Annotated in this window: 6 protein-coding genes and 1 rRNA gene; 6 read left to right on the forward strand and 1 reads right to left on the reverse strand. The window is 42.2% G+C overall.

Annotated features, from left to right (window positions below; all coding sequences use genetic code 11):
• Window positions 1-82, forward strand: a 5S ribosomal RNA gene (gene rrf / locus ACFSKL_RS19195); the annotation flags it as partial.
• Window positions 83-1,226: 1,144 nt separating this feature from the next.
• Here the strand turns inward: rrf and ACFSKL_RS19200 are convergent.
• Window positions 1,227-2,243, reverse strand: coding sequence for an NAD(P)/FAD-dependent oxidoreductase (locus ACFSKL_RS19200; RefSeq protein ID WP_376888444.1), 1,017 nt, complete (start codon window positions 2,241-2,243; stop codon window positions 1,227-1,229).
• A 353-nt stretch (window positions 2,244-2,596) separates the two neighbouring features.
• On the opposite strand from ACFSKL_RS19200, the gene pyrR reads away from it, so the two are divergent.
• From pyrR to ACFSKL_RS19225, 5 genes are all read left to right on the forward strand, one after another.
• Window positions 2,597-3,139: a bifunctional pyr operon transcriptional regulator/uracil phosphoribosyltransferase PyrR gene (pyrR, locus tag ACFSKL_RS19205; RefSeq protein WP_376888446.1), complete on the forward strand. Its 543-nt coding sequence runs from the start codon at window positions 2,597-2,599 to the stop codon at window positions 3,137-3,139.
• Between the two features lie 8 nt (window positions 3,140-3,147).
• The gene (locus tag ACFSKL_RS19210; protein ID WP_376888448.1) at window positions 3,148-4,071 is read left to right on the forward strand and encodes an aspartate carbamoyltransferase catalytic subunit; all 924 of its coding nucleotides are present in this window, start codon (window positions 3,148-3,150) and stop codon (window positions 4,069-4,071) included.
• 995 nt (window positions 4,072-5,066) lie between these two features.
• Window positions 5,067-8,153, forward strand: coding sequence for a SusC/RagA family TonB-linked outer membrane protein (locus ACFSKL_RS19215; protein ID WP_376888450.1), 3,087 nt, complete (start codon window positions 5,067-5,069; stop codon window positions 8,151-8,153).
• A gap of 17 nt (window positions 8,154-8,170) precedes the next feature.
• Entirely contained in the window at window positions 8,171-9,805 is a 1,635-nt protein-coding gene (locus tag ACFSKL_RS19220) for a RagB/SusD family nutrient uptake outer membrane protein (RefSeq protein WP_376888452.1), read from the forward strand.
• A 35-nt stretch (window positions 9,806-9,840) separates the two neighbouring features.
• Window positions 9,841-12,855 (forward strand): SusC/RagA family TonB-linked outer membrane protein, encoded by a 3,015-nt coding sequence (locus ACFSKL_RS19225; protein ID WP_376888454.1) that lies wholly within the window; start codon window positions 9,841-9,843, stop codon window positions 12,853-12,855.
• Window positions 12,856-12,860: the final 5 nt, after the last annotated feature.

The raw sequence follows: 12,860 nt of genomic DNA on the forward strand, positions 1-12,860 counted from the left end.
TTCCCATCCCGAACAGAGAAGTTAAGCCCTGCCGCGCCGATGGTACTGGGGTTACACCCGGGAGAGTAGGTCGCCGCCACATTATTCCAAAGCCAGTCCCGATAGCATTCGGGACTGGCTTTTTTGCGTTTGGGGCATTGTCCCCCGCCATCCACCTCTTCCCATCCCGATCCGCCGTGGCGGATAAGCCCTGCCGCGCCGATGGTACTGGGGTTACACCCGGGAGAGTAGGTCGCCGCCACATTATACCAAAGCCAGTCCCGATAGCATTCGCGACTGGCTTTTTTGCGTCTGTCCCATTGCAACCCCACGCAAAGACCGCAGGGGGGCAGGGAAACGCAAAGGAAGTGGGGGAGGGATGCAGATGGAATGGATGGGTTCTCTACAATATTCCAATCTTCCAATCTTGTAATTTTCCAATCTCCACAAAATCACCAACCTTACAACCTTCAAACTTTGTAACTTTCCAACTTTCTAACCCAATACTTCCCCAGTAAAAAATGGAAGGAGTGGTAATGGGTAGATCACCATGTTTCAAAACCCTTTTCTTAAACTTTTTGTCTTTTCTAAGTCTCCTAAATTGTAGTTAAATGTACCTCATGCTTTAAGATAGCCTGTTTTTGTGGTTTTTCATCAATAATTCAAACCCATAGAAATAATCAATTTAGAATTATTCTAAATAAGTTGATTTGTAATGCTTTCTTTCTTTTATTTGTAACGTAAACACTAACTCTTAAATAAAGAAATGGGGTATTGATGAATAGAGGAACGCATGACAGTTGGAGCAGAAAGTGAAAGTGCAACCTGTTCAAGTTGTGATACTCAATTATTCAAATTGGAAAATATCAAGTCCTGGATCCGGATTGAGTACTTTTGTCAATTGGGTTTATTTGTAATGGTAATTCCGATCCGGATACCAGGCACTAATTATTGATCTTCGAAATAGGGATCTGGAAAAGGCAAAGCTAGCGGTCTTTAAAGTATTGAATGTTTGATTTTTTGATAGACTTGGGAGGCCTTTGACATAGAGGTCTCCCTACTTTTAAAGTGGATTTTGGCTATTTCGGATTTATCATGCTAGAAGAAATAGGTGTAAACTTGGCTGGCTCGTAATTGAATAGTAGCTTTGGTTTTCTACAATTGGGAAAAACCGCCCAAGTTTCAATCTGCCAACCTATTTTGAGAAAGTTGGATAATCTTAGCTAATACAATAATTCATCTGGGTTTTAAAACTCTTCTCCCGTCATGACATTGTTGATCATAGCACCAGCAAGATTCCCTGTGGATACTGCATTGGAAACGGATCGCATCAAACTCGTACTATCTCCACAAGCAAATACATTGTCAATGTTTGTTTTCTGCAACATGTCCACCTTGATGTGGCCTTGTTCTGTCATTTCACAGCCCAATGCTTCAGGGATTTTGCAATGCTGTTCGAATTTAGGTCTTGAGTAGATAGCTGTCAAGTCAAAGGCTGATTTGTCTTTGAATACGATTTGTCTGACTTTTCCATCTTTATGGTTCAGATGGTCAATTTCCTTTTCAATAATAGCAATATTGTTCTTCGTGATTTTATCAAGTTGTTCTGGGCTAAACTTAGCTTCCCCATTCGTGAAAATAGTCAGGTCTTTTGTCCAATTATTGATAAGCTGGGCATAGTGAAATGCGAAATCACCATTGGCCAATATGCCTGTCTTTTCATTTCTAACTTCATAACCATGACAGTATGGACAATGGATAACTGATATCCCCCAGCATTCTGAGAATCCATCTATGGAAGGCATGATATCTTTGACACCTGTTGCAAAAAGCAACTTCTTTGCCTTGAAACTTTCCCCGGTTTCTGTTGTGATTATAAAGCCAGAATCGGTTTTGGTGCTACTGATGGCAAGGCCATTATGGAACTCCACAGTGTCGTACTTCAAGACCTGGGATTTTGCTTTTTGTGCAATTTCATGTGGTTTCTCTCCGTCTTGGGTGATGAAATTGTGGGAATGTGGAGTCTGTCTGTTACAGGGAAGTCCACTGTCGATGACCAGTACATCCCTCATCGCACGCCCTAGAGCCATCGCTGCAGATAAGCCTGCATAACTACCACCGATGATGATTACATCAAAATACTTTTCGTCTTTCATATAATTAGGTTTTGCTATTGTAGAAAATGGGAATGGGCTTGCCAAAGTAGAAAAGATAATGCCACTTTGGATCAGAAAGCTACGCCTTGTTTGCCTTAAATTTCCCATAGAAGCCAAGTTTTATATGCAACATAGTTGCAATAAATTCCGTTCACAATTTTTGTGAAATCTATTGAACAACGGAAAATCCAAAACCCTCTTTAATTTATATGACTATCCGCTTTCTTGCAGGTAGCCAAACAATAGATTGTTGGATGAACGATTTGTGGCTCTGTTGACTGTCAACAGTCGACAATTATCTGCATGATTACATATTCATAATTTAACTACTGGTGCCATTGCGGATAATCATATTAATTTATTTGTCTTGAATGCAATAGTGCAAGTCTTACCGTTTAACTTTAAAATCTTTTCCTTTATTCCAATTCAATTCTTTTTATATTTGCATCCAAACGAAAGCTATGCAAAAAAGACTTGTCCTAGATCAGCAGCAAATCGATATTATTTTGAAGCGATTTTGTCACCAATTGATCGAAAACCATGATACTTTTGAGAATACAGTCCTTCTGGGGTTGCAGCCAAGAGGGCCGATAGTATTGGATAAGCTGGTAAAGCTTTTGGAAGAGATTTCAGGGATCAAAGTTCCTTCAGGCTACTTGGATGCAACATTCCACAGAGATGATTTTAGACGGAGAGACTTTCCGTTGAAGGCAAATGAAACCAAAATCAATTTTTTGATCGAAGGAAAGAAAGTCATCTTGGTGGATGATGTGCTGTACAAAGGCAGGTCAGTTCGTGCTGCCATGGATGCAATGATTGCCTTTGGAAGACCTGCAAAAGTGGAATTGATGGTGTTGGTCGATAGAAAATTTACAAGAGATTATCCAATTATGCCGGATTACTGTGGGCTGAAAGTCAATACCCTTGAAAGCCAATATGTAATGGTGGAGTGGGCGGATAATGGATATGAAAAGGACGCAATTTGGATAACTGAAAAAGCTTAAGAGAAGATATGTCACAACTCAGTACGAAACATCTTTTGGGAATCAAAGACATCAGCACAGAGGATATTCAATTGATCTTTGAGACCGCCGATAATTTTAAAGATGTACTCAATCGTCCCATCAAAAAAGTACCTTCCCTTAGAGATATTACGATTGCCAATATATTTTTTGAAAATTCAACGAGAACCAAACTCTCCTTTGAACTTGCAGAAAAAAGACTCTCTGCCGATGTGGTGAATTTTTCATCAAGCAACAGTTCAGTGAAGAAAGGTGAAACCTTGATCGATACTGTCAATAACATATTATCCATGAAAGTTGATATGGTGGTCATGAGACATAGCAGTCCCGGAGCACCCCATTTTCTTTCAAAAAACATCAAAGCTAATATTGTCAATGCCGGTGATGGGACGCATGAACACCCAACCCAGGCACTTTTGGATTCTTTTTCTATTAGGGAAAAATTGGGGGATGTTGCCGGGAAGAAAGTTGCGATCATCGGGGATATTCTACACTCTAGGGTAGCATTGTCAAACATCTTTTGCCTCCAAAAACTTGGAGCCGAAGTGATGGTATGTGGACCGATTACCTTGATTCCAAAATACATTGCCAGTTTGGGTGTGAAAGTTGAATATGATGTGCAAAAAGCCTTGGCATGGTGTGATGTTGCGAATGTGCTTAGGATACAATTGGAAAGACAGCAGATCAAGTATTTCCCTTCCTTGAGAGAATACTCATTGTATTACGGGATCAACAAAAAGATGCTGGACAGATTGGATAAAGAAATCGTCATCATGCACCCTGGACCGATCAATAGGGGTGTAGAACTGAATTCAGATGTAGCAGATAGCGAACATTCCATCATCCTCAACCAAGTTGAAAACGGGGTAGCCACTAGGATGGCGGTTTTATATCTGTTGGCAGGGATAAAGTAGATTTAGGAAACTGTTGACAAAAAAAGCTTAAGCATCAAACCCATCAAGGGGTGGTTGTTTTGAAATTACACTTCTATTTTGTTGAGTTAGGATATGTCATTGGCGAACCCTTGAAGGGTTTTGCGGTAAAGTCCGTTTCTTTATTTTTAGAGTTGAAAAAGTTTTGTGATTACTTCAACTAGGTTAATAACTCTTTTGATGACAAGATGGCCATGATGCATTTTTTGTAGTCTTTGGTATTTCTGATTATGATGATGGATATCTCCGGGAGTGTTAGCAATACTCTGTCCTTCCCGTTCCCAGGGAGCAAAAGCTTTATCTCCAATCCCCCAATTTGAATCTTATTGATTTTGACTTTGTGATAACAATCGAACTCAGGTCTATATATTCCGTTTTTCCGAATTGTATTTTATGACTGTCCGCTTTCTTGCACGTAGCCAAACAATATATTGTTGGGTGCACGGTTTGATTTTCTGTTGTCTACGCCGCGGAATAAGTTGTTGACGAATATCCGCATCGGATAAATTCTTTTCTATCACAACGTGCAACATTGTGGATACTCATATTGTATTTATGCGCTTTTGCTCATGAATTTATTAATTGTTCCGATAAGGGGTCAATACGGCCTGATGACATTATATATTTTATCAGATATTTTTTGTGGTCAACTATATTTGTTTTGATTTTGAATTTCAATTACTTGTTTTATTATTAAATAATATTTCGAAAATTTGATTATGAAAGTTTTTTATATTTCGAAAAATTACTAAATTTCAAAATCATAGTAAAACTTATACTTTGTTAATTTATTTTATATTCTAAGTTTTGAAGTTATTCATACTTTCAAAGTTGTATTTGAAAAAGGATGTTTTGAAAGGTATTAGTATATAATATAATAATATGAAAGTATTTTGTTTTGGCTTGTATTGGTACCAAAGCTGAAGGCTTGGGTAAAAAGAATGAAAAAGCTAGTAATTATCTCTAAACCTTTAAGAATGATTAAAAATTTACAAAAATCTAAATTGAACTGGCTCTTTGGATGCATCCTGTGTTTGTCCAGTTTGATGGCTGTTGGAGAACTCCAAGCCAGTGAATGGTTGCAGGAGAGGGTGGTGACAGGTGTGGTCACAGATGACGCAGGAGAAACGGTTCCAGGTGCAAATATCCTTGAAAAAGGTACAGGCAATGGTGTTGCTACTGATATAAACGGAAAATTTAGATTGGTGCTCCGCTCGGCAAATCCTGTACTTGTGGTTTCTTATATCGGGTTTCAGACGAAGGAAGTTCCGGTTGGAAATATGTCCTTTATTGAAATTTTGCTTAGTCCAGACTCAAGAAACCTAGATGAGGTGGTAGTGGTTGGTTTTGGGGAGCAAAAGAAGTCTACACTTGTAGGTGCTGTCAATAGCATTGGCACAAAGGAGCTATTGCAGTCTCCTGCCGCAAATCTAGGAAATGCCTTGGCGGGAAGGCTTCCAGGGCTTATAGTACAGCAAAGAGGAGGGGCTCCCGGAGGGGATGCGCCTGCGATTCAGATCAGGGGTATTGGTACGACCAATAATGCAAGTCCACTTGTCTTGGTAGATGGAGTAGAGCGTCCCTTTGATCAGATCGACCCCAACGAAGTGGAGTCTATATCTATTCTGAAGGATGCTTCTGCGACAGCTGTGTTTGGGGTGAGAGGTGCCAATGGGGTTATTTTGGTAACTACTGTCAGGGGTAAGCAAGGCAAGGCAACAGTCTCTGCCACAATCAATACAGCACTCCAGACACCGACCCAGACTCCTAGGTATCTGAATTCCTACAATACTGCAATCCTGAAAAACGAAGGCCTGGCCAATGAAGGGCTTGCACCCATGTGGAACTCAGAACAGCTTGAAAAGTTTAGAACAGGCTCAGATCCGTTTTTGTTTCCTGATGTAGATTGGTATGATGCAGTACTCAATGATTATTCCCCACAGAGCCAAGCCAATGTCAATATCAGTGGTGGGACAGAAAATACAAGGTATTTTATCTCGGGATCATATCTTTCCCAAAAAGGTCTATATAAAGATGCAAAAACGGCGGATTATGATGCTACAGATAGATTTCAGAGGTTCAATTTCCGATCAAATTTAGATTTTGATGTAACCAAGAGATTTAAGGCATCTGTGAATCTGGCAGGTAGGAAAGAGATTAGAAACCGCCCAGGAATACCTTTGGGGACTGTTTTTTCACATATGAACAGATTGCTGCCATGGGAAATGCCTGTATATAACCCAGATGGTTCTTTGGGGGCTAGTAATACCAGCGCCAATCCCGTGGGGCAGATCAGGGAAACAGGAGTAAACCGACAAGACCTGAATACCTTTGAGTTGACGGTAAATCTAAGCCATGATTTGGATTTTATTACCAAGGGACTTTCGGTACGGGCCAGAGGTGCCTATGACAACCTATATAGATACAATCAGAATTGGAGCAAGTCCTTTGTCCCTGTGTTCTATACAGTGGATTCAGAAGGAAACCCAAAGTACGAGCCAGCCCCCGGAAATGAAACCCCATTGAGCTTCAGTTCAGATTTTGGGAACGATGCTGTTGCCACAAACAATAGTAGAAGGTTGTATTCCGAATTCGCCTTCGATTATGCAAGGGATTTCAATGACAAACATAATGTAACAGGTTTGTTGCTAATGTTGACGGATAGGACTTGGGGCAATGCAAATTGGCCTGCTTCTAGGCTTGGCCTGGTTGGCAGGGTGACCTATGCCTACAATGAAAAATACCTGACTGAGTTCAACATGGGATACAATGGGACTGATAACTTTGCTCCAGGGCTTCGTTTTGGTTTTTTTCCTTCTGTATCCGCAGGATGGGTTGTCAGTCAAGAGAGTTTTTTGAAAAATAATGTCTCAGCCATCAGCTTTTTGAAGATCAGGGGCTCATATGGTCTGGTTGGGAACTCGGGGATTGGTAGTCGGAGATGGCTGTATTTTCCCGATAAGTATGGTAGTGTGAACGGTTATCCATTTGGTGAAAGCCCGAATAATACAGGAGGATTGGGAGAAATAGAGCTTGGAAATCCATTTGTGACTTGGGAGAAAGCAAAGAAGGCCAATCTAGGGGTCGAGATATCATTTTTGGATGATAAATTGAGTGCAGAAGTGGACTTTTTTGATGAAAGAAGAAATGATATCCTGAGAACCAGGCTAGATGTATCTGCCATCCTCGGCCAGTCAGCTTTGCCACCTGTGAATGTGGGGGAAATGACCAATAAAGGGTTCGAATTATTGGTGGCATATAGAGACAATATCACCCCTGACCTTAGTTTCTTTGTAAGTGCGAACTATTCCTTTGCCAGAAACAGTAGAACCAACCTTACGGAACCTACTCCCCAGTATCCATGGATGGCACAGGAAGGGACACCTTTCGGACAGACTTTTGGATATCAATCTATGGGATTTTTCAATTCCCAGGAAGAAATAGACAACTGGGCTGATCAATCAAGCTTCGGGACTATAAGACCGGGAGACATCAAGTACCAAGATGTCAACGGAGATGGAGTTATCAATGCGCTTGACATGGCACCGATTGGTTTCCCATTGTTTCCGGAAGTGATATATGGGGCATCCTTTGGATTCAATTATAAGAATTTCGATTTCAGTGCCTTGCTTCAGGGAGCTGCGAATGGCAGCAGTTATTTTATGCAGGAAGCAGGTTGGGAATTTTTCAACAATGCCAAAGCCATGGAACACCACCTTGGAAGGTGGACACCGGAGACAGCGGAATCTGCTACCTATCCTAGGATCAGCAGTTTCTCAGATGGTGCCAACAACAATTTCCAAACTTCGGATTTTTGGTTGAAAGATGCCTCATATATAAGGTTGAAGAACCTGGAGGTGGGCTACAATCTTCCCAAATCATTTACAGGGAAATTCAAGATCCAGTCTGCAAGGGTATTTGCCAGTGGAACCAATTTGTTGACCTGGGATAAGGTGGGGTGGCAAGATCCTGAGATGCGTAATGGCGACGGTAGCAGGTTCTTCAGAGGACAGCAGTATCCCATCATGAAGATGTACAATGTCGGAGTAAACATGAGATTCTAAGCTTTATGAAAACTAAGATGAAGAGATTAATCAAAAATATATTAATAAAATCAAATCTGGCATTGGGGCTAGCCATCAGTGTGGGGTTTGGGTGTGATGGATTCCTAGACCCTGAGCCACAGACGGAAGAGCTGACCAAGGATATCGTATTTGGGGACATACTACAGGCGGAGAAAGTACTGAACAATGTCTATTCTTTTATGACCAGTGGACTGAGTGAAGGAGCATATTACTACGCAATGTTGAGCAGTGTGACAGATGAGTCTGTAAATTCATTCAATTGGGCAGGTAGCTGGTCAGTGACCAATGGAGCATGGACACCGGTCAACCAATTTGACAATAGGTGGAATTCCAGGTACCAAGCGATCAGAAGGGCAAATTTGTTTTTGGAAAACATAGATGTTACCCCTGGGAATGAGCCGCTGAAGACCCGTATGAAAGCAGAAGCTAGGTATCTTCGGGCATTCTATTATTTTGAATTGGTACAGCGTTACGGTGGGGTGCCTTTGGTTACGGAGCTTTTGTCATTGGATGGAGACCTTCTGTTGCCAAGAAACACTATGGAGGAGTGCATCAATTTCATAGTCAGCGAATGTGATGCTGCAGCGGATGTATTGCCAATTGCCTATGGTTCGGGGGATTTGGGAAGGGTTACAAAAGGTACAGCAATGGCATTGAAATCACGCGTTTTGTTGCTTTATGCCAGCCCATTGCACAACCCAAGCAACGAACAGGGGAGGTGGCAGGCTGCGGCAAATGCTGCTAAGGCTGTGATTGATATGGGCGTCTATGAATTATATCCTGATTATCAAAAATTGTTTTACACACCCTTTAACAAAGAGGTTATTTTTGCAAGAGAAAACTACGGGAATACATTTTTTGACAATTGGAACAGACCCAGTGGAAATATCAGAGGGGGATGGGGAGGTACAAATCCTACAGTGAACTTCGTCGAATCCTATGACATGGAAAATGGTCTTGCCATCGATGACCCTGCATCAGGGTATGATGAGGGAAAGCCTTTTGATAACAGAGACCCGAGGTTGTATCAAACTGTCGTGACTCCAGGATCAACTTGGTTTGGTGATAGTTATGAGCCCTGGATAGGGGGTAAAGATGGCAGGAATCCTCCGGCAGGTGTAGGAAATGCCGGTGATGGAACATGGACAGGAATGAACCTGAAGAAGTTCCTCCAAGAGAATTTTCAGAACAATACACGTACCTGGATCATTTTCAGGCTTGGGGAAATGTACCTAAACCATGCAGAGGCCCTCAATGAGGCACAAGGGCCAGTGCCTGCTGTTTATGATGCACTGGACATGTTGAGAAGTCGTCCTACAGTTGGGTTGCCACCATTGGCAAGGACACTCTCCAAAGAACAGATGCGAGAGAGAATCAGAAAAGAAAGGCAGGTAGAGCTTGCTTTTGAAGAGCACAGATGGTTTGATGTCAAGAGATGGCAGATAGGGGAGCAGGTACTGGACGGGCCTGCGTATGGTTATAGGATTACCAGAAATGGGGCAGGAGACTTGGCTTATGAGAAGTTCGTATTCCAGCAGAGAAGGTATGTTACACCGACTTTTGATCTATATCCTATACCACAGTCGGAAATCAATATCAACAAAAACCTGGAGCAAAATCCAGGCTGGTAAGCTGGCTTTAGTCGCAAATTCTAAACGTGAACAAAATGAAATTAAGATATATAAAATGTTTAAGCTTGGTTATTGGCTTGGGACTCAGTGTCGGTATATCGGCAGGGGTTCTTGCTGCCGGTAATTTGACTGGATATGAATCCCCTACAGATCCTGATAAGTTACTCAAGGGGAGACTTGTGAATACCAAGGGTGAAAAATTGTCCGGGGTATTGATAAGGGAAAAAGGAGCGGAAAATTATACTGTAACAGACCATAAAGGAGAGTTTTCCATCTATGTCAGCCAGCATGCTGTATTGGAGGTGGGGAGAGCTGATCAACACTTTGAGGTCCAGGAATCAGACGAGGATGAGATAAGGTTGGTGCTGGAAGAGGGAGAGTTGATCCATGCATCTTGGACACAGGTTGAAAAGCGATATTTCACGGGATCAGCAGCAGTCATATCGGGAGAGGAACTGGCACAGAGCCCGGTGACCAACCTGACGAATGCCTTGGCTGGCAGGGCAGCCGGATTGGTGACCAATCAAGGTGACTTTCTGCCTGGGAGAGATCAAAGTTCCCTTTATTTGAGGGGGATCTCTACCTTTGGGGTTACCGGTAGCAGGGTGTTTGTTGATGGGTATGAAAGGGACTTTGCAGATTTTGATCCCAATGAGATAGAATCTGTCACAATCCTCAAGGATGCTGCCGCCAATGCACGCTTTGGGATTTTTGGGGCAAACAGGGTGATTTGGGTTACAACCAAGAGGGGTTCTGCGGATAAAACCCGTATCAATGTGAGTTCAGAATGGGGAGCACAGGTGCCTTATGAATATCCCAACTTTTTGGGATCGTATGATTATGCCAGACTCTTCAATGAAGCATTGGCCAATGATGGATTGCCACAGAGGTTCAATGACAACGATCTGGAAGCATACAGAACAGGATCTGATCCCTGGCTCTACCCTGATACAGACTGGCACGATGAATTGCTGAGGGACAGGACTGCGCAAAGAAGACATAATTTCAATATCAGTGGTGGAGGGAAAAACTCCAGGTATTTTGTGTCTATCGGTGCTGTGAACCAACAAGGACTCTTCAAGTTTGGGGATCACAACGAAGGTTATAATACGAATTCAGACTATAGCAGGTACAATTTCCGAAGTAATATCGATGTGGATCTAGACGACAAAACCTCCATCCGCTTGGATTTGGCAGGAAGGTTGGAAAACAGATCTACTCCAGGAGTTAGTCCCAATGATATATTTGAGAATATTTCGGGTTATCCAAGAGGCTTGTTTCCAATGCTCAATGAGGACGGATCTATCGGTGGCAATGCACAGTATACCAGGAATCCATATGGCTTGATCACTTCAACTGGGTACAACGATAGGAGGACAAATTTCTTTTTGGGAACGGTGGAGGCCAATAGAAATCTATCTTCCATTACAGAAGGGCTTACAGCAAAGGTAGGTTTCTCCTTTGATAATTTCTTTGATCAGAATGTACGTCAAAGTTCAAACTTCCAGGTGAGGAATTTGCAACCTGACGGTACATATGATTCATTTGGAGCCGATCAACCTCTTAGCGGAAGAGCCCAAGACCGATTTCAGAATAACCGTGTAGCGCTCAGGGGAGGGTTGAACTATAATAGAACTTTCCAGGAAAAGCACCAGGTATTGGCTGACTTGGTCTATTATCAATCCAAATTGACAATTAATGGTCAGGCCGATCCTTTTGCAACCCAATTACTTTCGCTCAACACAACCTATATCAATAGCGGTAAGTATGTTGGTTCTCTAGGCTTGTCTTATGGTGGATCGGAAAATTTTGCACCGGGCAGTAGGTTTGGATTGTTTCCGACCGTATCAGCTGCTTGGATTGTTTCGGAAGAAGAATTTTTGAAGTCAAATGAGACTATTGATTTTCTGAAAGTAAGGGCCTCTTTTGGCATCCTAGGCAATGACAATACAGGCTTTGGAAGGTTTCCATACCTTAATAGATTTTCAGGTGGAGGAAGTGGGCTTATGTTTGGAAACCAGCAACAAGTAGAAACACTAAGAGAAGGAAATATGGCCAATCTGGCCGCGACTTGGGAACGGGGTCAACAAAGCAATTTTGGTATTGACATGGCTTTTTTCAACAATAAGCTGGATGTCTCTTTGGATGCATTCTATGAAAAGCGAACCAATATACTCTCACCGCTCAATTCAGTCCCTGATCTGATAGGGGCACTTTTGCCTCCCAGCAATGTAGGGATCGCCGAAAATAAAGGTTTGGAATGGGATATTACTTATTCCAACCAAGTAGGTGGGTTTTCTTATTATGTGAGGGGCTTGGGGTCATGGATCAAAAACCACATGATATATCAGGATGAGCCATTGAGGGAAAATCCTTGGGAATATAGATCTGGAAATCCAATTGGACAACCATTTGCCCTGACTGCTATTGGTTTCTTCCAAAACCAAGAAGAGATAGACAACAGTCCTATCCAGACCTATGGGATTGTGAAACCGGGGGATCTCAAATTTGCAGATCTAAATGGGGATGGGATCATTGATTTTAGGGATCAAAGTCCTATTGGGAAGCCTTCCCTTCCTACATTCTATTATGGTGCGCAGTTTGGCTTTGATTTCAAAGGTTTTGACTTCAGCATGCTATGGCAAGGGGTTGGGGAAAGAAGTGTCTTTATTCTCAACCGAGCTACCAAAGGGTTTGATGGAGGTGGGATGCCGACAGATTTTGTACTCAACCGTTGGACACCAGAAACAGCCGAAACAGCAGACTATCCGCGCTTGACTTCAGGCAATAACTTGAACAATTACCAGCCATCTTCTTTTTGGCAGCGGGATGCCCGCTACCTGAGGTTGAGAAATGTGGAGTTGGGGTATACTTTCCCAGCAAAACTATCGAACAAAGTAGGTCTGGACAATGCTAGAATATACCTCAGTGGTTTCAATCTGATTACCATCAGTGATATGGGTTTTATGGATCCTGAGCAACCAAATGCGGGCATTGAAAGATTTCCGGTGAACAGAGTGTTCAGTGCGGGAATTAGGGTTTCACTTTAAAATAA

Origin of the sequence: Belliella marina, from assembly GCF_042682445.1 — a bacterium.
Classification (GTDB): domain Bacteria; phylum Bacteroidota; class Bacteroidia; order Cytophagales; family Cyclobacteriaceae; genus Belliella; species Belliella marina.